Annotated in this window: 22 protein-coding genes and 1 tRNA gene; 9 read left to right on the top strand and 14 right to left on the bottom strand. The window is 64.8% G+C overall.

What is annotated here, in order from left to right:
* Nucleotides 1-52: 52 nt before the first annotated feature.
* The 6 genes from PI87_RS07100 to PI87_RS07075 form a co-directional block, all read right to left on the bottom strand.
* Entirely contained in the window at nt 53-1,360 is a 1,308-nt protein-coding gene (locus tag PI87_RS07100) for a sulfate adenylyltransferase subunit 1 (RefSeq protein ID WP_039597009.1), read from the bottom strand.
* Between the two features lie 2 nt (nt 1,361-1,362).
* Nucleotides 1,363-2,313, bottom strand: coding sequence for a sulfate adenylyltransferase subunit CysD (gene cysD, locus PI87_RS07095; protein WP_039597008.1), 951 nt, complete (start codon nt 2,311-2,313; stop codon nt 1,363-1,365).
* A gap of 9 nt (nt 2,314-2,322) precedes the next feature.
* The gene (locus PI87_RS07090) at nt 2,323-3,138 is read right to left on the bottom strand and encodes a phosphoadenylyl-sulfate reductase (RefSeq protein WP_039597007.1); all 816 of its coding nucleotides are present in this window, start codon (nt 3,136-3,138) and stop codon (nt 2,323-2,325) included.
* Nucleotides 3,135-3,683, bottom strand: a complete 549-nt coding sequence (locus PI87_RS07085; protein WP_039597121.1) for a DUF934 domain-containing protein — start codon at nt 3,681-3,683, stop codon at nt 3,135-3,137. The genes PI87_RS07090 and PI87_RS07085 overlap by 4 nt, the downstream gene beginning before the upstream one ends.
* A 27-nt stretch (nt 3,684-3,710) precedes the next feature.
* On the bottom strand, nt 3,711-5,375 hold the full coding sequence (locus PI87_RS07080; protein ID WP_039597006.1) for a nitrite/sulfite reductase: 1,665 nt from the start codon (nt 5,373-5,375) through the stop codon (nt 3,711-3,713).
* A 131-nt stretch (nt 5,376-5,506) separates the two neighbouring features.
* Nucleotides 5,507-6,280 (bottom strand): sulfite exporter TauE/SafE family protein, encoded by a 774-nt coding sequence (locus PI87_RS07075; protein ID WP_039597005.1) that lies wholly within the window; start codon nt 6,278-6,280, stop codon nt 5,507-5,509.
* 149 nt (nt 6,281-6,429) lie between these two features.
* On the opposite strand from PI87_RS07075, the gene PI87_RS07070 reads away from it, so the two are divergent.
* From PI87_RS07070 to PI87_RS07055, 4 genes are all read left to right on the top strand, one after another.
* Nucleotides 6,430-7,371: a CysB family HTH-type transcriptional regulator gene (locus PI87_RS07070; RefSeq protein ID WP_039597004.1), complete on the top strand. Its 942-nt coding sequence runs from the start codon at nt 6,430-6,432 to the stop codon at nt 7,369-7,371.
* Between the two features lie 37 nt (nt 7,372-7,408).
* Nucleotides 7,409-8,590, top strand: a complete 1,182-nt coding sequence (locus tag PI87_RS07065; protein ID WP_039597003.1) for an ABC transporter substrate-binding protein — start codon at nt 7,409-7,411, stop codon at nt 8,588-8,590.
* Nucleotides 8,591-8,603: 13 nt separating this feature from the next.
* Nucleotides 8,604-9,488, top strand: coding sequence for an NAD(P)-dependent oxidoreductase (locus tag PI87_RS07060; protein WP_039597002.1), 885 nt, complete (start codon nt 8,604-8,606; stop codon nt 9,486-9,488).
* Between the two features lie 70 nt (nt 9,489-9,558).
* Nucleotides 9,559-9,643 (top strand) — tRNA-Leu (locus PI87_RS07055).
* Nucleotides 9,644-9,785: 142 nt separating this feature from the next.
* Here PI87_RS07055 and PI87_RS07050 read toward each other — a convergent pair.
* On the bottom strand, nt 9,786-10,259 hold the full coding sequence (locus PI87_RS07050; protein ID WP_052321441.1) for a RidA family protein: 474 nt from the start codon (nt 10,257-10,259) through the stop codon (nt 9,786-9,788).
* Nucleotides 10,260-10,656: 397 nt separating this feature from the next.
* Between PI87_RS07050 and ilvD the strand changes: the two genes are divergently transcribed.
* The 3 genes from ilvD to PI87_RS07035 all read left to right on the top strand — a co-directional run bounded on the left by ilvD (nt 10,657) and on the right by PI87_RS07035 (nt 14,425).
* On the top strand, nt 10,657-12,516 hold the full coding sequence (gene ilvD, locus PI87_RS07045; RefSeq protein ID WP_039597001.1) for a dihydroxy-acid dehydratase: 1,860 nt from the start codon (nt 10,657-10,659) through the stop codon (nt 12,514-12,516).
* Between the two features lie 136 nt (nt 12,517-12,652).
* The gene (locus PI87_RS07040) at nt 12,653-13,462 is read left to right on the top strand and encodes a TlpA disulfide reductase family protein (protein WP_039597000.1); all 810 of its coding nucleotides are present in this window, start codon (nt 12,653-12,655) and stop codon (nt 13,460-13,462) included.
* A gap of 84 nt (nt 13,463-13,546) precedes the next feature.
* Nucleotides 13,547-14,425: an ion transporter gene (locus PI87_RS07035; RefSeq protein WP_052321440.1), complete on the top strand. Its 879-nt coding sequence runs from the start codon at nt 13,547-13,549 to the stop codon at nt 14,423-14,425.
* An 80-nt stretch (nt 14,426-14,505) separates the two neighbouring features.
* Here PI87_RS07035 and dkgB read toward each other — a convergent pair whose 3' ends face one another.
* The 4 genes from dkgB to PI87_RS07015 are packed head-to-tail and all read right to left on the bottom strand — an operon-like array spanning nt 14,506 to nt 17,850.
* Nucleotides 14,506-15,312 (bottom strand): 2,5-didehydrogluconate reductase DkgB, encoded by an 807-nt coding sequence (gene dkgB / locus PI87_RS07030; protein ID WP_039596998.1) that lies wholly within the window; start codon nt 15,310-15,312, stop codon nt 14,506-14,508.
* Between the two features lie 48 nt (nt 15,313-15,360).
* Nucleotides 15,361-16,563 (bottom strand): MFS transporter, encoded by a 1,203-nt coding sequence (locus tag PI87_RS07025; RefSeq protein ID WP_039596997.1) that lies wholly within the window; start codon nt 16,561-16,563, stop codon nt 15,361-15,363.
* Nucleotides 16,560-17,504 (bottom strand): TIGR03571 family LLM class oxidoreductase, encoded by a 945-nt coding sequence (locus tag PI87_RS07020; protein WP_039596996.1) that lies wholly within the window; start codon nt 17,502-17,504, stop codon nt 16,560-16,562. The genes PI87_RS07025 and PI87_RS07020 overlap by 4 nt, the downstream gene beginning before the upstream one ends.
* 13 nt (nt 17,505-17,517) lie before the next feature.
* Nucleotides 17,518-17,850 carry a MoaF-related domain-containing protein gene (locus tag PI87_RS07015; RefSeq protein ID WP_039596995.1) on the bottom strand — a complete coding sequence of 111 codons (333 nt, stop codon included), beginning with the start codon at nt 17,848-17,850 and terminating at the stop codon, nt 17,518-17,520.
* Nucleotides 17,851-18,110: 260 nt separating this feature from the next.
* Between PI87_RS07015 and PI87_RS07010 the strand changes: the two genes are divergently transcribed.
* Nucleotides 18,111-18,539, top strand: coding sequence for a MarR family winged helix-turn-helix transcriptional regulator (locus PI87_RS07010; protein WP_039596994.1), 429 nt, complete (start codon nt 18,111-18,113; stop codon nt 18,537-18,539).
* A gap of 4 nt (nt 18,540-18,543) precedes the next feature.
* A complete protein-coding gene (locus PI87_RS07005) occupies nt 18,544-20,343 on the top strand; it encodes a chloride channel protein (RefSeq protein WP_039596993.1) in 1,800 nt (599 codons plus the stop codon).
* Nucleotides 20,344-20,348: 5 nt separating this feature from the next.
* On the opposite strand, the gene PI87_RS07000 is transcribed toward PI87_RS07005, so the two are convergent.
* The 3 genes from PI87_RS07000 to PI87_RS06990 all read right to left on the bottom strand — a co-directional run bounded on the left by PI87_RS07000 (nt 20,349) and on the right by PI87_RS06990 (nt 24,065).
* Nucleotides 20,349-21,305, bottom strand: coding sequence for an OmpA family protein (locus PI87_RS07000; protein ID WP_232313953.1), 957 nt, complete (start codon nt 21,303-21,305; stop codon nt 20,349-20,351).
* 86 nt (nt 21,306-21,391) lie between these two features.
* Nucleotides 21,392-23,065 carry a sensor domain-containing diguanylate cyclase gene (locus PI87_RS06995; RefSeq protein ID WP_039596992.1) on the bottom strand — a complete coding sequence of 558 codons (1,674 nt, stop codon included), beginning with the start codon at nt 23,063-23,065 and terminating at the stop codon, nt 21,392-21,394.
* 1 nt (nt 23,066) lies between these two features.
* Nucleotides 23,067-24,065, bottom strand: a complete 999-nt coding sequence (locus PI87_RS06990) for an NAD-dependent epimerase/dehydratase family protein (RefSeq protein ID WP_039596991.1) — start codon at nt 24,063-24,065, stop codon at nt 23,067-23,069.
* Nucleotides 24,066-24,126: the final 61 nt, after the last annotated feature.

The raw sequence follows: 24,126 nt of genomic DNA, 5'->3' as shown, positions 1-24,126 counted from the left end.
TTTTCCTTGCGGGGCGCAGACGAGTTTACGACGTGCGGCGCCCCGTTCCTAATCAGGAAAATGCACGGATCATGCCAGCCGCCACCGTGTGGTGCGTGGCCTCGTCCACCAGGATGAATGCGCCGGTGGCCGGGTTATCGCCATACGCATCGCACACGATCGGCTTCTGCAGGCTGATGTTGACCGTGCCGATGTCGTTCAGCGCGATCTGCTTGCGGCCGGTTTCGTGCGACAGCGTGTGCACGTCCAGCACACGCTCCACTTCCGACACGCGTGCGAACACGGTGGCGGTGGTGTGCTTGAGCACGTACTTGCGGGCCGGGTTCAACGCGTGTTCATCGAACCAGCAGAGGTCGGCGTGCAGCTTCTTGGCAGCGTTGGCAGCAGTCGTCGGGGCGGCAACAATGGTGTCGCCGCGCGAGATGTCCACGTCGTCCGCTAGGCGCACGGTGATGGTCTCGCCGGGGCCGGCGGACTCGGCCGCGCCGTTGGGCGTCAGCACCTCGGCCACGGTGGTCTCGCGGTTGGCGGGCAGCACGCGCACAGCCTGGCCGACGCGCACGGTACCGGCTTCCACACGGCCCATGTAGCCGCGGAAGTCGTCAGCCTGCGAGCCATCCTGGCGCGCCACGAACTGCACCGGGAAGCGCAGTGCATCGTCACCCGCCGGGGCGGTCTCTTCCACCTTCAGGTCTTCGAGCAATGCCAGCAGCGGCTCGCCCTGGTACCACGGCATGGCTTCGGAGGCGTGCACGATGTTGTCGCCGCGCAGGGCCGACACCGGCACATAGCGTACGTCGCGCAGGCCCAGTTGAGCAGCCAGTGCGTCGTAAGCGGCACGGATCTCGTTGAAGCGTGCTTCGCTGTAGTCGATCAGGTCCATCTTGTTGACGGCCACGATCACGTGCTGCAGCTCAAGCAGCTTGACGATGGCCGAATGGCGCTTGGTCTGGGCCAGCAGCTCAGCCTTGCCGTCGACGGTCGTCACGCGCGTGACGTCGATCAGGATGATGGCGGCGTGCGCGGTCGAGGCGCCCGTCACCATGTTGCGCGTGTACTGCTCGTGACCCGGCGTGTCGGCAATGATGAACTTGCGGCGCGCGGTCGAGAAATAGCGGTACGCCACGTCGATCGTGATGCCCTGCTCGCGCTCGGCTTCCAGGCCGTCGGTCAGCAGCGAGAAGTCGATCTGCTCGCCGGCGGTGCGCTTGTTCTTGGCGTTGGCCAGCGCTTGCAACTGGTCGGTCAGCACGGCCTTGCTGTCGTACAGCAGACGGCCGATCAGCGTGCTCTTGCCGTCGTCGACGGAACCGGCGGTGATGAAGCGCAGCAGCCCTTGGTGCGATGTTTGGTTGCTCATGATCAGAAATACCCTTCCTTCTTGCGCTTTTCCATCGAGGCTTCGCTCGTCTGGTCGTCCATGCGCGTGGCGCCGCGTTCAGTGATTTCGGTGACAGCCGTTTCGGCGATGATCTCGGCCGGCGTGGCAGCGGTGCTGGCTACCGGGCACGTGCAGCTGATGTCGCCCACGGTGCGGAAGCGCACCGACAGGACTTCGCTCTCGTCGCCATCCGCCTTGGGCGTGATCGGCGTGACCGGCACCAGCAGGCCGTTCTTGCGCACGACTTCACGTTGATGCGCGTAGTAGATCGGCGGCAGGGCGAGGTTTTCGCGGGCGATGTACTGCCACACGTCGAGTTCCGTCCAGTTGGAGATCGGAAACACGCGCATCTGTTCCCCTTGCGCCATGCGGGCGTTGTACAGGCTCCAGAGTTCCGGGCGCTGAGCCTTCGGATCCCACTGGCCGAACTCGTCGCGGAACGAGAAGATGCGCTCCTTGGCGCGGGCCTTCTCTTCGTCGCGGCGGGCACCGCCCATCAGCGCGTCGAAGCCGTGCGATTCGATCGTTTCCAGCAGCGTGACGGCCTGTGCGGCGTTGCGCGAATCGGTTTCCTTGCGCAGGCGCACGGTGCCGCGCTTGATGGAGTCTTCCACATGGCCGACCACTAGGCGCGCGCCCAACTCAGCAACACGCTGGTCGCGGAACTGGATCACTTCCGGGTAGTTGTGGCCCGTGTCGATGTGCACCAGCGGGAACGGCAGTTCGATCTTGCGGTCGCCCAGGCGGAAAGCCTTGAGTGCCAGGTGCAGCATGACGATCGAATCCTTGCCGCCGGAGAACAGCAGCGCCGGGTTACGGCATTCGGCCACCACCTCACGGATGATGTAGATCGACTCGGCTTCCAGCCAGTCGAGGTGCTCGTTCTGCACGGGCGTCAGTGCCGTGCCGGGGATCTCGCTCATCACTCCCATGATTCTTCCTTAGCTTTTTTGCGACACGTTCGTCGCCGAATTTGTCACATGCAGACCGCATTCCTTGCTGTCGCGCGATTCCCACCACCAGCGGCCGGCGCGCACATCCTCGCCAGCGCGCACTGCACGCGTGCAAGGCTCGCAGCCGATGCTCGGGTAGCCCTTGTCGTGCAGGGCATTGGTGGGCACGTTGTGCTGTTCCAGATAAGCCCAGACTTCGGCCTCCGTCCAGTCGAACAGCGGGTTGTACTTGGCGATGCCTCGGGTGTCGTCGTCTTCGGCAAACGGCAGGTCGGCGCGGGTGACGGCCTGCTCGCGGCGCTGGCCCGTAAGCCATGCGTCGGCATCTTTCAGCGCGCGGTTCAGCGGCACCACCTTGCGGATGTTGCAGCAGGCCTTGCGCAGTTCAATGCTGTCGTAGAACGCGTTCAGGCCGTGGTCGCGCACGTAGGCTTCCACTGCGCGGGCGTCCGGTGCGTACTGCTCGACTGCATAACCATAGTGCTCGCGAATGCGGTCGAGCATTGCCAGCGTCTCAGCGTGCAGGCGGCCGGTCTGCAGCGTGAAGATCGGCAGGTGCGCGCGCACGGCCTCGGGGCTGCGCAGGATCGCGTCGGTCACGACCATGTCTTCGGCGGCCAGGCTGGTGGCGAACTTCGCCACGCCGTGCTTGGCGGCAATCTCAGCCAGACGCTCAAACAGCGCGACTTCCTTGGCAGCCAGGGCTTCAGCGGTGCCGGTGTAGACGGGGCGCGTCCACAGCACCGGGCGCCCAATGACGGACACCGGCGCTTCAGACACAGCGATGTCTTGGGTGTCGCTCATGCTGCGCTCGCTTCAGTCGCGCGCTCGCGGCGGAACAGCGGACGCGGCTCGTCGATGGCGCCTTGGTAGCGCACGCTGATCTCGCCGAAGCCGTTCAGGGCATCGTCGATGTTCTTGTCAGCACGCACGGCAAAGGCGTCGAAACCGCAACGGCGCATGTAGTCGAGCTGGTCACGCAGCACGTCGCCAATGGCGCGCAATTCACGCGTGAAGCCCAGGCGTTGGCGCAGCAGGAACGCGGTGCTATAGCCGCGGCCATCGCGGAAGACCGGAAAATCCACTGCCACCAGCGGCAGGCTCGGCAGATCGGCCTGCAGGGTGAACGGCTCGTCGTCCGGGGCCAGCCACACAGCCAGCGTGCCGGCGCGAGCGCGGGCCAGCAGCGCGTCACGGTTGGCTTCCCAGTAGGGCAGCGGCACGATGGCGTGCGCGGCGGCATCCACGTCGGCCTGGGTCAGTTCGCCGCCCTCAGGGGCACGCAGCACGGTCCAGTCATCGGCCACGACGGCCGGGGCACCGCTTTCCAGCTTGATGATCTTGCTCATGTTCATTCCCTCGGCATTCCCTGGTAATTACGCTTCTTCACGGGCGTAGACGCGTTCCTTGAACGGAGCCATGCCGATGCGGTTGTAGGTATCGATGAACAGCTCGTCTTCGTTGCGGTTGGCGACGAAGGTGTCGATGATGCGTTCGATCACGTCAGGCATTTCTTCCGCCTTGAACGACGGGCCGATGATCTTGCCGATCGCCGAATCGTTGCCCTGCGCACCACCCAGCGACACCTGGTACCACTCCTCGTCGTGCTTATCGACACCCAGGATGCCGATGTTGCCCACGTGGTGGTGACCGCACGAGTTGATGCAGCCAGAGATGTTGAGCGACAGCTCGCCCAGGTCGTACACGTAATCGAGGTTATCGAAGCGCGCTTGAATGGCCTGTGCGATGGGGATCGACTTGGCGTTGGCCAGCGAGCAGAAATCCCCACCCGGGCAGGCGATCATGTCGGTCAGCAGGCCGATGTTGGCGGTGGCCAGGCCGTGCTGCTTGGCCAGTTCCCACAGCTCGAACAGGTCGTGCTTCTTCACGTCCGGCAGGATCAGGTTCTGCTCGTGCGCCACGCGCAGCTCGCCAAAGCCGAAGCGCTCGGACCAGTCGGCCACCAGCGACATCTGCTCGGAGGTTGCATCGCCCGGGGGCAGTGCCACGCCCGGCTTGAGCGACAGCGTGACCGACGCATAGCCCGGCACGCGGTGCGCATGCACGTTGCGGCTGACCCAGCGGGCAAACGCCTTGTTCTCAAGCAGTGCCTTTTCGTAGGTCGCGTCGGTATCGGCCAGCTTTTCGTAGGCGGGCGGCGCAAAGAATGCGCTCACGCGATCAAACTCTTCTTGCGTGATGGTCGACGGGCCGTCCTTGACGCTCTGCCATTCCTCTTCCACCTGGCGGGCAAACTCTTCCGCGCCGATGGCCTTCACGAGGATCTTGATCCGTGCCTTGTACTTGTTGTCGCGACGGCCGTAGCGGTTGTACACGCGCAGCGCCGCTTCGATGTACGACAGCATGTGCTGCCACGGCAGGTCTTCCTTGATGATCGCGCCCAGGATCGGGGTGCGGCCCATGCCGCCGCCAGCCAGAATACGCAGCAGCAGTTGGCCGTCTGCACCGGTGTAGGCATAGACGCCGATATCGTGCAGTTGCACCACGGCGCGGTCTTCACGCGTGGCCGAAATGGCGATCTTGAACTTGCGCGGCAGGAAGGCGAACTCAGGGTTGAACGTCGACCACTGGCGCAGGATCTCGGCCAGCGGGCGCGGATCGGTGTACTCGTCTGCCGCCACACCGGCAAACTGGTCGGTCGTGGTGTTGCGCACGCAGTTGCCCGACGTCTGGATGGCATGCATTTCCACCGACGCCAGCTTGGCCAGGATGTCCGGTGCCTGCTCCAGCTTGATCCAGTTGTACTGGATGTTCTGGCGCGTCGTGAAGTGGCCGTAGTCGCGGTCATGCTCGGCCGCGATATGGCCGAGCATGCGCAGTTGCTTGGCCGACAGCGCGCCGTACGGAATCGCCACGCGCAGCATGTAGGCATGGCGCTGGTAGTACAGACCATTCTGCAGACGCAGCGGCAGGAATTCTTCTTCCGTCAGTTCATCTGCTATGCGGCGGCGCACTTGGTCACGGAACTGCTCGACACGGTCGGCGACAAGGCGTTGATCGTAAGCGTCGTATTGGTACATGGCGTTGACTGTTCAGTCCGGGCCGACCTGAGCCGGCGTGCAATTCAATTGGGGGAAAGCGGTTCTTATATGGCAGCTGTCGACTTAACGACAGCGGCAACAACCAAGCAGGGTCGGCATAACGTCGTGCATCACGACACCAGCTTGATGGCCGTGACCGTCAGCGTGGCGGCAAGCGCGCCGCGCACCAGACGTTCCGGCAGATTCTTCGACAGGCGCGCGCCCAGCCAGATACCCGGGATGGAGCCCACCAGCAGCGACACCAACAGGTTCCAGTCGATCGTGCCCAGGTACATGTGGCCGAGGCCCGCCACAGCGGTCAGCGGCACGGCATAAGCGATGTCGGTGCCGGCCACTTCGGCGCTCTTCAATTCGGGGTACAGGATCAGGATGAGCGTGGCGCCCACAGCACCGGCGCCGATGGACGACACCGTCACCAGCACGCCCAGCACCGCGCCGACGATGATGGTTGCCACGGCCAGCGCGGAACCCTGCAGGCGGTAGCGCGGGTTGGCGGCCAGCCAGCCCAGCACGCGCTGGCGGAACAGCAGCGAGATCACCGTCAGAATGACCGACACGCCGATCGTCAGGCGGATGAGGTGCATCCACTCTGCATCCAGGTTGCCAGCGTTCTTCAGCACAATCACCGTCACCAGCGCGGCGGGCAGGCTGCCCAGGCAGAGGCGCTTGACGATGTCCCAGCGGATATGACCGTGGCTGCGGTGCGCAATCGTGCCCACACCCTTGGTCAGCGATGCAAACGCCAAGTCGGTGCCCACGGCCGTGGCCGGCGAGAAGCCGAACATCAGCGTCAGCAGCGGCGTCATCAGCGAACCGCCGCCAACGCCCGTCAGGCCGACCAACAGGCCGACCAGCAAACCGGAAACCGTATAGGCGAGCGTCATGGGGGACAGTGAGGGCGTGTTATCACGGAGTTCGAGCATCGTAATGACGCCGCCTCATATCCCAAACCAATAAAAAATTGTTTGTTTATATGGCCTCGGTTATAAGTAGCGATCTGATCGCTCACCTTTGTCCATAAGCCCGCGCAGTCATGAACCTTCATCAATTCCGCTTCGTGCGCGAAGCCGTGCGGCAGAAATTCAACCTGACCGAGGCAGCAAAAGCGCTCTATACGTCACAACCAGGTGTCTCCAAGGCCATCATCGAGCTGGAAGAAGAACTGGGTGTCGATATCTTCACGCGCCACGGCAAGCGCATCCGGGGTCTCACGGAGCCGGGCCGGCGCATTCTGGCCTCGGTCGAACGCGTGCTGGAAGAGGTCGAAACCCTCAAGCGCGTCGGCAAGGACTACGCCGCGCAGGACCAGGGCAACTTCACCATCGCCACCACGCACACGCAGGCGCGCTATGCCCTGCCGAAGGCGATTGCCGAGTTCACCCGCAAGTACCCCAAGGTGCGCCTTTCCATTCAGCAGGGCACGCCCGCGCAGATTGCCGAGATGGTGCTGCACGACCAGGCCGACATCGCCATCGCCACCGAGGGCATGTCACATGTGAAAGACCTGATCTCGATCCCGGGCTACCAGTGGCAGCACGTGGTGGTGACGCCCGCAGATCACCCGCTGCTCTCGCGCCAGCACCTGACGCTGGAAGACCTGAAAGCCTATCCGCTCATCACCTACGACCAGCACTTTGCCGGCCGCCCCAAGATCGACCACGCGTTCGAACTGCGCCAGATCAAGCCCGACATCGTGCTGGAGGCCATCGACGCCGACGTCATCAAGACCTACGTGGAAGTGGGCCTGGGCGTGGGCATCGTGGCCGGCGTCGCCTTTGACCCCGACCGCGACCGCAACCTGCGTGCGATTCCCGCCGGCCACCTGTTCGGCACCAACGTCACGCACCTGGGTATCAAACAGGGCGCGTACTTGCGCGGTTTCGTCTACACCTTCATCGAACTGTTTGCGCCAACGCTCACACGCAAGCTGGTCGAACAACTCATGTCTGGCGATCACGAAGCGTACGAGCTCTGATTCGCCCGCAATTTGGCCTGAACTTCCCGGAGATTTCATGACGACCCGACGTCGCCGCTTTTTCGATGGTGTATGCGGCTTGGCGCTCTTCGCCTGCGCCGCCGCCCTCGCCCTGCCCGCCCAAGCCGACATTCGCGTGGGCGTGGTGCTGTCGACCACCGGCCCCGCCGCCGCCATCGGCATCCCCAGCAAGAACACGGTGCAGATGTGGCCCACCACGATTGGTGGCCAGCGCGCGCAGGTCATCATCCTCGATGACGCATCCGACCCGTCGGTGGCCGTGCGTAACGTGCGCAAGCTGATCGCCGAAGACAAGGTGGACGTGATCGTCGGCCCGACGATTGTGCCGACGGCGCTGGCCTCGCTCGATGCCGTGGCTGAGGGGCAAACGCCGATGATTACGCTGGCGGCTTCGGCCTCCATCGTCGAGCCGCAGGACGCCAAGCGCCGCTGGGCCTTCAAGATGCCGCAGAACGATTCGCAGATGGCCACGCTCGTCACGCAGCACATGGCGGACAACGGCGTGCACACCGTCGGCTTTATCGGCTTTACCGATGCGTATGGCGAGAGCTGGTGGCGTGAATTCTCGAAGCTGGCCGACGTGCGCAAGCTGCGGGTGGTGGCCAACGAGCGCTTTGCGCGCACCGATACCAGCGTGACCGGCCAGATCCTCAAGCTGATGGCCGCCAAACCCGACGCCATCCTGATTGCCGGGGCCGGCACGCCTGCCGCATTGCCCCAACGCACGCTGGTCGAGCGCGGCTACAAGGGCCGCATCTATCAGACACACGGCATCGCCAGCACCGAATTCCTGAAGGTGGGCGGCAAGGATGTGGAAGGCACGCTCTTCCCGACCGGCCCGGTGGTGGTGGCGCGCGAATTGCCGGCCACCCACCCCGTGCGCAAGGTCGCGGTGGAATTTGCCGACCGCTACGAAGCCAAGTACGGCCCGAACACCGTCACGCAATTCGCCGGCGACGCCTGGGGCGCGTGGCAGTTGCTCGACAACGCCACGGCCCGTGCTCTGAAGACCAAGGCACAGCCCGGCACCCCCGCCTTCCGCGCCGCACTGCGCGACGCACTCGAAACCACACAAAACCTGACCGTGCCCAACGGCGTGCTGAATCTGAATGCCCAGGATCACCAAGGCTTCGACCAGCGCTCGCGCGTGATGGGCATCATCAAGAACGGCCGCTTCGCTTACGCCGGCCCAAAATAACCAGAGACACGCTATGACACGTATCGCCTTCATCGGCCTCGGCAACATGGGCGCGCCGATGGTCCAGCACCTGATTGCCGCCGGCCACACCGTGCGCGCCTACGTGCGCCGCCCGGAAGCCGCTGACAACGCCCGCGCCATCGGCGCCGAGCCGTGCAACACCCCCGCCGAAGCCGCACGTGACGCCGAGGTCATCTTCACCAACGTCACCTCCACCGCTGATGTGGAAGGCGTGTTGCTGGGGCCGGATGGCGTCATCCACGGGGCACCGCGCGGTGCGATCTGTATCGACCACAGCACGATCTCTGCTGTGGCGACGCGCCGTATCGCGGCCGAGTTGGAAGCGGCCGGCCTGGAGTTTCTGGATGCGCCGGTTTCGGGCGGCACGGCGGGTGCGCAGAAGGCCACGCTGTCGATCATGGTGGGCGGCAAGGCGGAGGTGCTCGAACGCGTGCGCCCGCTGCTGCAACTGCTGGGCACGACCATCACCCACATCGGCGGCCATGGCGCGGGCCAGGTGGCCAAGGCGTGCAACCAGATCGTGCAGGTCATCAACATCCAGGGCATTGCTGAAGCCATGTTGTTTGCGCGCGCCCAGGGCACCGACCCGTCGCGCGTGCTGGCCGCCATCGGCCCGGGCTTTGCGGGCAGCAAGATGCTCGACCTGGAAGGGCCGAAGATGGCCGAGCGCAACTTTGCGGCCGGCATTGAGGCACGTCTGCACGACAAGGATTTCGGCCTGGTGCGCGAGATCGCCCAGGAACTCGGCCTGCAGATGCCGGCGATGAAACTGGTGGCCTCGCAGCTCAATACGCTGGTCGCCAACGGCTGGGGGTATGACGATACGGCGTCGCTGCTGCGCGTGCTGGAGCTGCAGAACGAGGCCAAAGCCGGTTGATTACGCCCTTTGCGGCCAGCCTTGTTTGGCTGGCCGGACTTCTGGCATAATGATTGGCTCAGTTGTACCTGCCCGAGTGGTGAAATTGGTAGACGCAGGGGACTCAAAATCCCCCGCCGCAAGGCGTGCCGGTTCGATTCCGGCCTCGGGCACCATCTTTTGACTCATCCCACCGAGTCCGTCGAACCCCGCTAGAGCTTGAGCCAGCGGGGTTTGTTGTTTCTGGGCGTCCGTCCCCGTCAATCTCAAATGCCACCCGTGGGCGCGCATGAGGGCGCCCCAACACTCCAAGCCTCCCTACTCCCGGACCGCAACGCAGTCGATCTCAAGCATGAAGTCGGGGTTCGGCAACGGCGTGATGGCAGTGGTCCGGGCCGGAAACTTCCCGTCGGGGAAGTAGCTGGCGTAGATGCGGTTCATCTCTTTGAAGTCTTCGCGGCGCGTGATGTAGACGTTGACCTTGACGACGCGATTCCAGCCGACGCCTGCCGCCTTGAGAATGCCCGTGATGCTCTCCATCACCTGCTTCATCTGGGTCGGAAAGTCATTGACGGCCAGCTTGCCATTCTTGTCGTAGGCCGGAATGCCCGACACGAAGATCAGGTTGCCGGCTCGCACAGCGGGAGAGAGCGGCACGGGAATCGCAAACTGGCCTTCCGCGTGGATGAATTCGAGCGAGGTGGCTGCGGGCCTCGCACCCTGTGCCGGGCTCGAAGCCGGGGCGATCAGGCCCAGGCAAACAAGCGCTCCGAGTATCCAACGTCCGAGCATGATTGTCTCCTTTCATGATGTGGCTGCCTACCGTCTGGCGCCACCACGGCTGAGCCGCCGAGCGACGCGTGCAGGCGTTCATCAAAATGCTAGGAAGCCATGCTGGGCAAAGCCATCGGCGAAAGGAACGATACGGTTGTGGATGCCAAATATCAGCCGTCCAAGGCGCCGCTCGGGTTCAACTCCAGCACCCAATTCCAAGCCGTTTCTGCTCCGGCAGAGGCGACATCTTCCAATACTCGGCAACCAACGCAACGACACCGGACAACGTGCACCGCGCGGCGTGGGATAATGCGCGTTTTGCCCCGGGCGTGGCTCAAGAGGTTGTTCGCACGGGCGCGCGAGGGCCTTTATCCGCGTGGCCCGCTCCCACAATCGACCTTCTTCAGTACCCACAATGCCCGCATACCGTTCCAAAACCTCCACCGCCGGCCGCAACATGGCAGGTGCGCGCTCGCTGTGGCGCGCCACCGGCATGAAAGATGAAGACTTCCAGAAGCCGATCATCGCGGTGGTCAACTCGTTCACCCAGTTCGTGCCCGGCCACGTGCACCTGAAGGATCTCGGCCAACTCGTTGCGCGCGAGATCGAAGCCGCGGGCGGTGTGGCCAAGGAATTCAACACCATCGCCGTAGATGACGGCATCGCGATGGGCCACGACGGCATGCTGTATTCGCTGCCGAGCCGCGAGATCATTGCCGACTCCGTCGAATACATGGTCAACGCACACTGTGCGGATGCGATGGTCTGCATCTCGAACTGCGACAAGATCACCCCGGGCATGCTGATGGCCGCGATGCGCCTGAACATCCCGGTGGTCTTCGTGTCGGGCGGCCCGATGGAAGCGGGCAAGACACGCCTGGCCAACCCGGTCACCAAGACCATCGAAGTCAAGAAGCTCGATCTGATCGACGCAATGGTGATCGCCGCGGACACCAAGTATTCCGACGAAGAAGTGGCGGAAGTCGAACGCTCGGCCTGCCCGACGTGTGGTTCGTGCTCGGGAATGTTCACGGCCAACTCGATGAACTGCCTGACCGAGGCACTGGGCCTCTCGCTGCCGGGCAACGGCACCGTGGTGGCCACGCACGCAGACCGCGAACAGCTCTTCAAGCGCGCCGGCCACCGCATCGTTGAACTGGCCCGCCAGTACTACGAGCAGGAAGATGAGCGCGTGCTGCCGCGTTCGGTCGGCTTCAAGGCGTTCGAGAACGCGATGACGCTGGACATCGCCATGGGCGGCTCGACCAACACGATCCTGCACCTGCTGGCCATCGCACAGGAAGCCGAGATCGACTTCACGATGGCCGACATCGACCGCCTGTCGCGCGTCGTGCCGCAGCTGTGCAAGGTCGCGCCGAACACGAACAAGTACCACATCGAAGACGTGCACCGCGCGGGCGGCATCATGGCCATCCTGGGCGAGCTGGACCGCGCCGGCAAGCTGCACACCGACACGCCCACAGTGCACGCCCCCACGATGAAGGACGCGCTGGACCAGTGGGACATCGTCCGCACGTCGGACGAAGCCGTGCAGACGTTCTACCGCGCTGGCCCCGCAGGCATTCCGACGCAAGTGGCATTCAGCCAAAGCACGCGCTGGCCGAGCCTGGACCTGGACCGCGCTGAGGGCTGCATCCGCTCAAACGAGCACGCGTTCTCGAAGGAAGGCGGCCTGGCCGTGCTGACGGGCAACATCGCGCTCGACGGCTGCGTGGTGAAGACCGCCGGCGTGGACGACAGCATCCTCGTGTTCGAAGGCACGGCGCACGTGACCGAGTCGCAGGATGAAGCGGTCGAGAACATCCTCGCCGACAAGGTCAAGGCCGGCGACGTGGTGATCGTGCGCTATGAAGGCCCCAAGGGCGGCCCCGGCATGCAGGAGATGCTGTATCCGACGAGCTACATCAAATCCAAGGGTCTGGGCAAAGCCTGTGCGCTGCTGACGGACGGCCGCTTCTCGGGCGGCACCTCGGGCCTGTCGATCGGTCACTGCTCGCCGGAAGCGGCTGCGGGCGGCGCGATTGGCCTCGTGCGCGATGGCGACAAGATCCGTATCGACATCCCCAACCGCACGATCAACGTGCTGGTCTCGGATGAAGAACTCGCGCGTCGCCGCGAAGAGCAGAACGCCAAGGGTTGGAAGCCGGCAAAGGCGCGTCCGCGCAAGGTGTCGGCTGCGCTCAAGGCGTATGCCAAGCTGGTCATGTCGGCCGACAAGGGCGCCGTGCGCGACCTATCGCTGCTGGACGACTGATGTTGCGGCGGGCCGCGTGCCCATCGCTGCCGAAGCCGCTCTCCGGAGCGGCTTTTTCTTTCTGGGCGCCTCCCGCCGAACTCCCCGTAGCGGTGGCTGTCTAGCGTCTCGTTCCTACCTTGACTGCAGGTTCCCCATGATGAGTGTTGGCCCAATCTCGGTACGCGTGATTGTCGTGGCGCTGGCAGCCCTGATCGCGTGGCTCGTTGCGCGATCGATGCAGCGCACCAAGCCAGACGCGTCACCCAAGACGGCAGCCAACCTGTTGCTGGACGCACTGTTTGTCGGCCTGATTGCTGCGCGCATCGGCTATGTCGCGCGCTGGTGGCCGGAGTATCTTGCTGCGCCCAGGTCCATCATCGCGATCGGTGACGGCGGTTTCGACTGGTGGATCGGGCTGCCGGCCGCCGTTGCGTTCGTGCTCTGGAAATCGCGCCAGGCGCGCGCACTACGCCGGCCGGTCTTGATGGGCGTTGCCGCTGGCATGCTGGCGTGGGCGGCAGCACAGGGCACCTTGGCGACGCTACAACGTGCTACGCCGTCGCTGTCCGCATTGCAACTCGAAGGCATGGACGGCGCCGCCGTATCGTTTGACAAACCCATCGGCAAACCCGTGGTCCTGAACCTGTGGGCCACTTGGTGCCCGCCCTGCCGGCGCGAGATGCCGATCCTCGCCCAGGCGCAATCCGACTACCCCAGCGTTGTCTTCCTGATGGTCAATCAGGGCGAGCAGGCACCCACAGTGCAACAGTTCCTCGCACAGCAAGGGCTGACGTTCAACCACGTGCTGCTGGACCCGCTCTCGGAAGCCATGCAGACCTTCGGCTCGCGCGGGCTACCGACCACGCTGTTCTTCGATGCGCAGGGCAAGCTGGTCGACTCGCACATGGGTGAGATCACCGCCGCGCGCCTCAAGGACATGGTGCAAGGTCACTTCAACCCGTGATGTGGGCGCAGTCCGATGCGCGCGTGCACCCGAATCGGACAGGTCCCATAGGATTCGATAACCGCGCCTCCTAGACTCGGGCGCATGAAGACATCGATCCGAAAACTCGTGAGCATCGTGCGCCACGCCGCCAGCGATGCCGTCAGCCCGGCGCGGTTCCAGCGCAACCTCGATATCGTGGTGCTGGGGCTGATCGTGGCGAGCGTGCTCGTCGTCATGGCCGACAGCGTGAAGGAGCTGCATGCGCAGTACGGCGAGGCGCTGTACATCACCGAATGGGCATTCACGCTGCTGTTTACGGCCGAATATCTGTTCCGCCTGCTCACGGCGCCCAAGCCCATCGCCTATGCGCGCAGCTTCTTCGGCATCGTGGATCTCGTCTCCGTACTGCCGACCTATCTCGCGTTCTTCTTCCCCAGCCTGCACGCGCTGATTGACGTGCGCCTGCTGCGGCTGCTGCGCGTGTTCCGCATTCTCGGGTTGTCGATCTATCAGGAAGAAGGGCAGGCGCTGATGCGCGCCCTCACCCGTGCACGCCGCAAGATCTTCGTCTTCATCGGCGGCATGTTCGTGCTCACCGTCATCCTGGGCACGGTGATCTACCTGGTGGAAGGGCCGGAGAACGGCATCACGAGCATTCCCGTGGGCGTGTACTGGGCGGCGGTCACGATGAGCACCACCGGCTACGGCGACCTCACGCCGCAAACGCCGCTGGGCCGGCTGATCACGTCGTGCGCGATCCTGCTCGGCTACGGCATCATCGCGTTCCCGACCGGCATCATGGGTGCCGAACTCGTGGCGACAGCGCTGGAACGCTACCGCCCCCAACAACCGGCCGAACCTTTGACCGACCCTGATGCGCCGCAATGTCCGTGCTGCGGCCGTGCGTTGCCCGTTGCGGACGCGCCCACCACAAGCGAAGCAGCAGACTCCCCTACCCGGAAGTCTGGCCAGTTACCCTAGGAACATCTCTAGGGGTCCTGGACAAAAGAAAAGGCCAAGCTATTGCTCGGCCTTTTTTTGCTACCTCAGCGCGGCGAGGTTCAGTCCCACTGCCCCGCCAGACCATCCGGCGAGACTTCTCGACCGTTGCGCTCAAGCGCGGCAATCTGCGCCATGTCGTCGGCCGTCAGACGCAGCGTTTGTGCACGCAGGTTGCTGGCGAGGTTCTCGCGCTTGGTCGACGACGGGATCACCGAGTAGCCGAGCTGCATCGCCCACGCGAGCACAACCTGCGCCGGTGTCGCGTGATGCCGCTGCGCAATCGCGCCGATCACCGGATCGCCCAGCACCTTGCCGTAGGCCAGCGTCATGTACGACGTGACGTGAATGCCTTCGCGCTGCATGAAATCCACCAGCTTGCGGTTCTGCAGATACGGGCTCAGCTCGATCTGGTTGGTGGCAATGGCGTCTTTGCCGACAGCGGCAATCGCCTGCTGCGTCAGGTCGATGTTGAAGTTCGAGACGCCGATCTGCCGGGTCAGCCCCTTGGCCTTGGCGTCGGCCAGCGCGGTCATGAATTCGTCGAGCGACACACCGTTGCCGGGGGCTGGCCAGTGGATCAGCGTCAGGTCGACGTAGTCCGTGTGCAGCTTGGCGAGGCTGTCTTCGAGGCTCGGCACGAGCTTGCCCTTTGCGTAGTTGTCGACCCAGATCTTGGTGGTCAGGAACAGGTCTTCACGGCGGACGCCCGAGCCGGCAATCGCCGTGCCCACGTCGGCTTCATTGCCGTAGATCTGCGCGGTGTCGACCGCACGGTAACCAAGTTCGAGGCCATTGCGGACCGAGTCGATGACAACCTCGCCCTGCAGGCGGAAGGTGCCGAGGCCGAAAGCGGGAATCTTGCTCATCATGTTCTCCAATGGAGGGGGATCGAGGATGGAAAGGGTTGAATCAAATTACGGGTTCAGGGCCACGCGCGTCCGGCGCTGTGCGACCTGCAAGCCGACAAGCGCCAGGCCTGCCGCTGCAATCACCGCACCGACAATCGGCACAGCCGCGTAACCGAAACCTGCGGAGATGGCCGCACCGCCGGCTGCCGCGCCCAGCGCATTGCCGAGGTTAAACGCGCCAACGTTGACCGATGAGGCCAGCCCAGGCGCCTCGGCTGCGGCGCGCATCACGCGCATCTGCAGCGGCGGCACGACGGCGAAGGTGGCAATGCCCCACACCAGCAGCGCTATCGCTGCACCCGCATGCGTCTTGGCAAGCATGGGGAAGGCGAGCATCGTCACGATCAGCAGCAGCAGGAAACCGATCAGGCTGCCGTCCAGCGAGCGGTCCGCCAGGCGGCCACCGGCGATGTTGCCGATCGAGAAGCCGATGCCGATCAGCACCAGCATCGCCGTCACGAACGCGGGTGAGGCACCGGTCAGTTGTGCAAGCGTCGGGGCGACGTACGTATAGAGCGTGAACATGGCACCGGCACCGAGCACCGTGGTAGCGAGCGCACCGAGCACGACAGGTCGTGTCAGCACGGCGAGTTCGGCCCGCAGGTTGGGCATCTTGCCGGCCTCGCCCTTGGGCAACGCGGCAAACAAGCCCGCGATGGCGATCAGGCCCAGGCTGGCCGTGGCGGCAAACGACATGCGCCAGCCGATCATCTGGCCGAGCCAGGTGGCGGCCGGTACGCCGCCCACGTTGGCGATCGTCAGCCCCATGAACATGGTCGCCACTGCACTCGCCTGCTTCTCGCGCGGCACGAGGCTTGCCGCCACCACCGAACCCAGCCCGAAGAACGCACCGTGGTTGAGGCTGGTGACGAGCCGCGCAAGCAGCAGCGTCGTGTAGTCAGGGGCAACCGCCGACAGCAGGTTGCCGATCGTGAAGATGCTCATGAGCGCGATCAGCGCCTTGCGGCGGGGCCAGCGCGCGAGCAGCAGCGTCATGATCGGCGCACCGACCATCACACCGATGGCATAGGCGCTGATCAGCATGCCGGCCTGGGGAATCGACACATGCACGCCGTCGGCAATCACCGGCAACAGGCCCATCGGCGAGAACTCGGTGGTGCCGATGCCAAAGGCACCAGCGGCAAGCGCGAGCAGCGGCAGCGTTGCGCCGCTGCGTGTCTGCTCGGTGGAAGGGGTGGTGGGGTTCATGCTGCGTGCTCCAGTACAGGGGGATGGAAGATCGGCAGAACTTCTGCTGCGATTTCCGCAAACGTTTCAGCAAGCGGGCGACGATTACGGCGGAAATGCAGCCCGATATGCTGCACACCCGCTTCGCGCATCGCCGCCAGTTCTTCAGCCAGGGCGATGCGGCCAGCGCGCGCGCCAAAGCGATGGCGCTCCAGCGGCGCGTGCGGATCGTCGGCAAGGTCGAGGTGGATGAAGCTCACGTACGGCTTGTCACCAGCCACGGCACGCCACGCGGCGGTGCGCTGCGCGTGGTCTGCCGGCGTGCCCGGATAGGCAAGGCAGCCATCCATGTGCGAGCCGATCCAGGTCGGTGTCTGCTGCGCAAGGCCCGCGACCAGCAACGGCAGCGGCGTGCGCAGGGCCGGCAGGACTTCCACGCCGGCCGGCAGGTTGCCTCGGGCGCCATCGCGCAGCATCGCGATCTGGTCGCGGAAGCGTGCGCCGCGCGATTCGAAGTCGCGGTTGAACAGCGGATATTCCACCGGCCGATCACCGCTTGCCACGCCCAGCAACAGACGGCCTTGGCTGAGTGCTTGCACCGTCGCAGCGGACTTCAGCGTCAGCAGTGGCTCACGCAGCGGCAGCACGACAGCCGCCGTACCGAGCAGGATGTCGCGGGTGATACCGGCGAGGTAGCCGAGATACGAGAACGCCTCGAACACCTGCGCAGCATCGCCAAACGTGGGGTCGTACACCGGCACGTCCCGCACCCACAGGGCACGGAAGCCGAGTGTATCCGCCAGTTGCACGAGGGTTGCGTGGTGTTCCATGTCGGGCACGCCGGGGCGGCGTCCATCCTGCTGGCGTTTGGCTTCGCCCGCGGGGGACCAATCGTTGTCGAGCGGCAGCTCGATACCGATGCTGAAGCCGCCGTGTGCCAGTTTGTCGAGTGAAGTGGACATGATCGTGACCGGTTCAGCGCGCGCGCAGGCTGCCTTCCAGGCGGTGCAGCTCCAGTGACGCTGTCGTAAAGAACGAGCGCGAGGTGCCCGCGCCAAAATCGTCGATGTGGACCACCGTCGAGCGATCGGCCTCCTGCCATGAGATCGCGTAGATGCCGTCGGCCACCGGCTGCCACGTATAGGCGACCTCGCCGCGGGCGCCGGCAAACGGCCCTTCGGTGATCTCGTAACGCATGTGGATGCCGTCCTCGGCATACGCGTTGGTGGCGGTGAGGCCGTCGTAACGGACTTCGAACGTCTTGCCGGCAAATGGTGGCAAAAGCGGTGGGCGGGTCGATGCGTGCATGTTGGTGATCTCCTGATGCCACCGCGCTAACGGCATGACCGTTCAGCGCAGCGGGAATGGAGCGCAGTGTGCTTGCTTTACCTTTGCGCATAAACCCGGTTTGACAAGAAAGACTCTTGATTCCTAATCAACAATCCAGGGCCGCCGGCAGCCACGGCAAGTGGCATCGCCTTGATCAGCGCGTTGCAATTCGGCCATCGATCACTTCTTTCATATATGTCACGTTGTGATATATTTCGCCCGAAACGTACCGCCATACCATGTCGTCCTCCGCCCCACGCCCACTGTCCAAACAGGATTTCGAGACGCTGTCCGATTTCCGCTATCACCTGCGCCGCTTCCTGCGTGCGTCCGAAGACCTGATCCAGTCCGAAGGGATCACGCCGCTGCAATACCAGTTGTTGCTGCACATCAAGGGCTATGCCGGGCGCGAATGGGCGACCGTGGGCGAGCTGGCTGAACGCCTGCAGGCTTCGCCGCACGGCACGGTGGCGCTGGTCACCCGCTGTGAAGAAGCGGGCCTGGTCGAACGCCGCCCGAGCGAAGCCGACGCCCGTCAGGTGGAAGTTCACCTCAGCAAGAAGGGCGACCACCTGGTCGCGCTGCTGGCGGCGCTGCACCAGAGCGAGCTGTCCACCTTCAGCCGCGCCTTCAAGATTCCCCACACTGAACAACCCGCCGAGCAGTAACGTCATGCACACCATCGACCATCGGCGCGATTTCGCGACCGACACGACGCTCTTTCGCACCACCACGCTGGCAGTCGTCATTGCCGCCTTCGCTACGCTGGCGGCGGTGGCGTTGCTCAACCTGATCCGCTTCTTCACCAACCTGTTCTTCTTCCAGACGCTGTCGCTGGCGGATCATTCACCGGCGGCCAACACGCTGGGGCTATGGGTGATCGTGGTGCCGGTCATCGGCGGACTGATCGTTGGGCTGATGGCGCGCTTCGGCTCAGAAAAGATCCGTGGCCACGGCATTCCCGAGGCCATCGAGGCCATCCTGTTCGGCAAGAGCAAGATGTCGCCCAAGGTGGCGGTGCTCAAGCCGCTGTCGTCGGGCATCGTGATCGGTAGCGGCGGGCCGTTCGGTGCGGAAGGCCCGATCATCATGACCGGCGGCGCGCTGGGCTCGCTGTTCGCGCAATTCTTCAAGCTAACCGCTGCCGAGCGCAAGACGCTGCTGGTGGCCGGTGCCACTGCGGGCATGACGGCCGTGTTCGGCACGCCGGTGGCCGCGTTGCTGCTGGCGGTGGAACTGCTACTGTTCGAATGGCGCCCGCGCAGCATGCTGCCGGTGGCGGTGGCATGCGCAGTGGCGGGTTTCCTACGCGTGCTGGTGCTGGAGCCGGGCCCCCTCTTCCCGCTGGAGACAGCTCCGGCGACCTTGCCGGCACTGGGCTCGTGCGTGGTCGCGGGCGTGCTGTGCGGTGCGCTGGCCCGTTCGCTGTCGATGGCGCTGTACAAAACGGAAGACCTGTTCGGCCGCTTGCCGATCCACTGGATGTGGTGGCCGGCCATCGGCGGGCTGGCCGTCGGCATTGGCGGGTACTTCGAGCCGCGCGCGCTGGGTGTCGGCTACGACGTCATTGGTGACCTGCTGCACAACCATCTGGCCATTCGCGTGGCGCTGGCGCTGCTGGTGGTCAAGGCCATCATCTGGGTGATCGCGCTGGGCTCGGGCACCTCGGGCGGTGTGCTCGCCCCGCTGCTGATGATGGGTGCGGGACTGGGTGTGCTGATCGGCCCCGTGCTGCCGGGCGGTGATCCGGGCCTGTGGCCACTGGTGTGCATGGCCGCCATGCTGGCTGGTGTGCTGGGCGCCCCGCTTACGGCCATCGTGTTCGCTTTCGGGCTCACGCACGACGTCAACGCCTTGCTACCGATCCTGCTGGCGGTGGCGGTGTCCTACGGCTTTGTCGTGCTGACCATGCCGCGCTCGATCATGACCGAGAAGATCGCGCGCCGCGGCTTCCATATCTACCGGGAGTACGCCGTCGACCCGCTCGAGCGCCACGCCGTGGGCGAGGTGATGACACAGTCGGTGCAAACCATTGAGGCAACGGCGTCCATCACGGACGTGCTGACCGCGCGCTTTGGCGCAACGCAGGCACATCGCGCATTTCCTGTCGTGCACGACGGCGCGCTGGTCGGCACGCTCGACCGAGATGCCCTGCTGGCCGGCCAGAAACGCGGCGCCACCACGATTGCCGAACTGTTCGGCGCCAACGCCCCCGTGATGGCACTGCCCGATGAAACCTGCCGCATCGTCGCCACGCGCTTGGCCGTGCATGGCCTGGAGCGGTTGCCCGTGGTGACCGACTCGCAATCGCGCAAGCTGGTGGGCATCGTGTCGCGCAGCGACCTGGTCAAACCATCGCTGGCGTTCTTTGACGAGGAACAGCGCCGTGAGCGCTTCCGCCGTGTGCCGCTGTCGGGCACGCGCGCGCATCTGGAGCTGCGGCGCCGGCGCGCTGGCCGGGCGCCGCGCTAACACGCTTACTGCAGAACGAGTTCGACGCGGCGGTTCTTGGCGCGTCCGGGCTCGGCATCGTTGCTGGCGATAGGCGCCAGCGACGCCACACCCTTGCCCGACAGCCGCCCCGCCGCAATCCCATACTGCGACGACAGCGCCTTCGCCACTGCATCCGCACGCTGCTGCGACAGCTCCTGGTTGCGCGCAAACTGCCCCTGGTTGTCGGTGTGCCCGACGATGAACACCTTGAGCGCGGGCGCCGTCTTCAGCAACTGCGCCATCTGGTCGAGCTGCGCTTTCGACTCCGGCTTGAGCGTTGCCTTGTCGGTGTCGAAGTAGACGCCGTACAACGCAACCTTGCCGTCGCTCTGCAGAGCCTTCTGCAAGGCTGGTGCATCCAGCAATTGCACCTGCCCCGTCTGCATAGCCTGCCCGTCAACCACCTGTTCGTAGACATACGCACCGCCGTTGCCCGAGGTGCTGGCTTCCATCACATGCAGGAACACCGTGGTCGTGCCCTGCGCGTTGGTACGCTGCGCCAGAATCGCCCGGTGCGGCGGGCCGAACGATGCATCGCCAAACCCGGTTGGGGCGACCTTGTTCATGTTGTGCACGTAGCCGGCAAAGCGGTTGCCGCAAGCGTCATTCGCGCACTGGAACAGCACCTTGAACTCCGATTTGGCCAATGCCTGCTCGTAGTTGCGCGTAATCTCCAGCGCGCTCTTGTCGCCAGGAATGCGGTAGCTGATGTAGGTGATCTTGCCCTCGGTCTTGAGCACCTTCGGGTTGTGGTCATCCTCGATGGGGGCGTTGGGCAAGATGGCCTCGTCGAAACTCGTCACCTTGTAGGCGGCGATCGTCGCGCCGGCAAAGCGCCCCAGCGCCGGGTGGTCCTTGGACCCTTTGATATCGGCGGCATGCGCCAGCGCGGTGGCACCCAACAGCGGCAGCACCGCCAGTACGGACAGACGATTCGACAAGATTTTCTCCCAGGCACGATCGACAAGCGCCATCTGGCGCGTCGGCCGAGTATAGGAAGCTGCCCGCCGCGTTGTGTTACGCCGTCTTAACCTGCAACGTGCCGGTTGCGACCGCTTTCCTTGGCGCGGTACAGCGCCAAATCGGCACGCTTGAGCATCTCCGATGCGGTGTCGCTGGCACGGTGGCTCGTCATGCCCATGCTGACGGTCATGGTCAGGCCGGTAGGGAAGTTCTCGTCGGGCTCGGCCACGGCAGTACGCAGGCGTTCGGCCACCTCGGTGGCCTCCTCCAGCGTGGTACGGCCCATCACGATGGCGAACTCTTCGCCCCCGAGACGGCCGACAAGATCGCTGCTGCGCAGGACACCCGTCGCCAGTGAGGCAAAGCGCTGCAGCGCCATGTCACCCACCGCGTGGCCCCACGTGTCGTTGATGCGTTTGAAATGGTCCAGATCGGCCAACACCAGCACGAGCGGCTCGCCTCGGTTGTGGGCCCGCGTCAGCACCGTATCGAACAGCGCAAGGAAGCGGCGCCGCGTCAGCACACCGGTCAGGTGATCAAAATGCGCCTCATTGGCGAGCGCGCTGTTGGTGCGCTGCAGCCGCTGGTTCAAGTGACGCGTCAGGCGGTGGTGCTGCCGCTCGCGCACCAATGACCACGCCACCAGCACGAAGCTCAGCAACACGCTCACGAACAGCACGAAACCGATCACGCGGTTGCGGTCATGGTTGGCCATCTGCTGAGACCACGCCAGCAGCGGCTCGGCCACCATGATCGTAAGGTCGGCGCTGGCGTTGCGCGAGACGGTCAGCGACGGCGTGGCAACGCCATCGCGCCAGGTCAGCGCATTGCGTACCTCCGCCGGCACCCAGTTGGGCACGTCACGATGCGCCTGCGCCATCGATCGATAAGGCCACGCGTCGAAATCGACACGCTGATACGCGTTGTAGCGCTCGCTGGCGCTCATGTGCTGCAGGCGCGAGTCCGGCAGGATCTTGCCCACCAGCGATGCATCGGTCGACAAAATGATGAGCCCGTTCGGATCGGTCAGCAGCGAGGTCGGATGCGACACCCAGTGCTGCAGGCGCGTGAGGCTCACCTTGGTGGCCATCGCCGCCACGAGATAACCCGCGTCGTCATACACCGGTGCCGCGAAGAACAGGCCCGGCACGGCAGTCACCATGCCCACGGTGAACTGCTCGCCCAGTCCGCCCAGCATCGCCTCTTTCATGTACGGCTGCATGGCCGACTGCACGCCGAGGAACGTTTCAGCATGGCTCGCATTGCTGGCCAGCACTACGTAGCCGCGCTGGTTGACGACCCACACGTAGTCCAGCCCGAGGTCGCCGGCGGCGGTGTTCAGAAACGCGCTGGTGTCTGCAACCTCGGGATGGGTCAGCGCCTCCTTCGCACGCGAGCCCTGGTCCATCAGGTTCCAGCGCCGCGTGTCGACGCGGTCCACGGCGCGCGGGATGGCTTCGATCTGCGCGAGTGTCTGCGGAACGGCGCGCAGCAGCGCCACGTCGGCGGTGATCTGGTTCGACATGCCCTCGGCCACCTGCGCAGCCAACTGGCGGCGCACATCCACCATCTGCTGCACGTCACGCGCGCCCATTGCATCGGCCACCATGTTGGCGGCAAACCAGCACAACACCACGCCCACAGCCAAGCCCGCCAGCACGAGTGCAACGCGCACCATGCGCTTGCGCTCGGTGGGCGAAACCGGTGCGGGCGTTGGTGCAGGCGCGGGCTCAGCCATGTCAGGCCTCAGCTTGCAGGAAGTCGGCCACGGTCGGATAGCGCAGTGCCACACGCAGTTCGTGCGTCAAGCGTGCATTGCGCAGCCGCCGCGATTCGCTCATGAATGACAGCAGCGACGGCTCGATCTGCCGGACGGCATCCGCGCGTGTAATGCGCGGCGGACGCGGCAGGCCACGCGCATCGGCCACGGCATCGAAGTAATCACCCATGCGCAACTCGGAGGCATCGCTGGCGTGCACGACACGCTGCGCACGGCCGCGCACTAACGCCGCGATCAGTGCGCGCGCCAGATCGTCAGCATGGATGTGATTGGTGTAGACATCGTCTTCTGCGCGCAAGGCAGGGGTCCCACGTTGCAGACGCGCCACCGGCAGGCGGTCGGCGGCATAAATGCCGGGAATGCGCAGAATCGACGTGCGCCAGCCGCCGCCCACGCCAAACCAGCGCACCCGGCGCTCCGCCGCCACACGGCGCTGGGCGCGTGCGGTGGTCGGGTTGACCGGGCGGGATTCGTCGACCCACGCGCCGGCCGCATCACCATAGACACCGCTGGTGCTGGCGTACACGAACGACCGCGCTTGGAGGCGGGTTTTCAAGCGGCCCGTCAAGCCACCAAACCGGCGCGCCCGGTCGGGTAAAATGCGTTGTTTTGTGCCTTGGGGCAGTTGGCCCGGACGGGCCAGTGCATGCAGCAGCGCGGCGGTACGCGGGTCGTCGTCACCAGTGGACGGTGGTGGCGCCAGGTGCAGCACGCGGGGGCTCAAGCCGCGCAAGCGGCGCAGCGATGCGGCATCGTCCAGGTTGGCTAGGACCGGCACGGCGCCGGCTTCGCGCAACGGTGCGCAGCCATCCTGGCGTGAGGTGACGGCAAAGACGCGAAAACGCGTGCGCAGCATCGTCAGGCAACGCTGGCCAACATCGCCGCAGCCGACAATGAGCACGCGTGGAAGCCCCAGGCGGGACATGGATTTCGGTGGCCGGGCTCTTGCCGGGGTCATGATTGGATGTGCCGCGTTTGTGCGACCGGACGGGCGACCAGACACTCTTTTCAACATATTC

Source organism: Ralstonia sp. A12, assembly GCF_000801955.1.
Classification (GTDB): Bacteria; Pseudomonadota; Gammaproteobacteria; order Burkholderiales; family Burkholderiaceae; genus Ralstonia.
The sequence above is the reverse complement of the archived record's forward strand: the minus strand, read 5'-3'. Positions and strand labels throughout refer to the sequence as shown.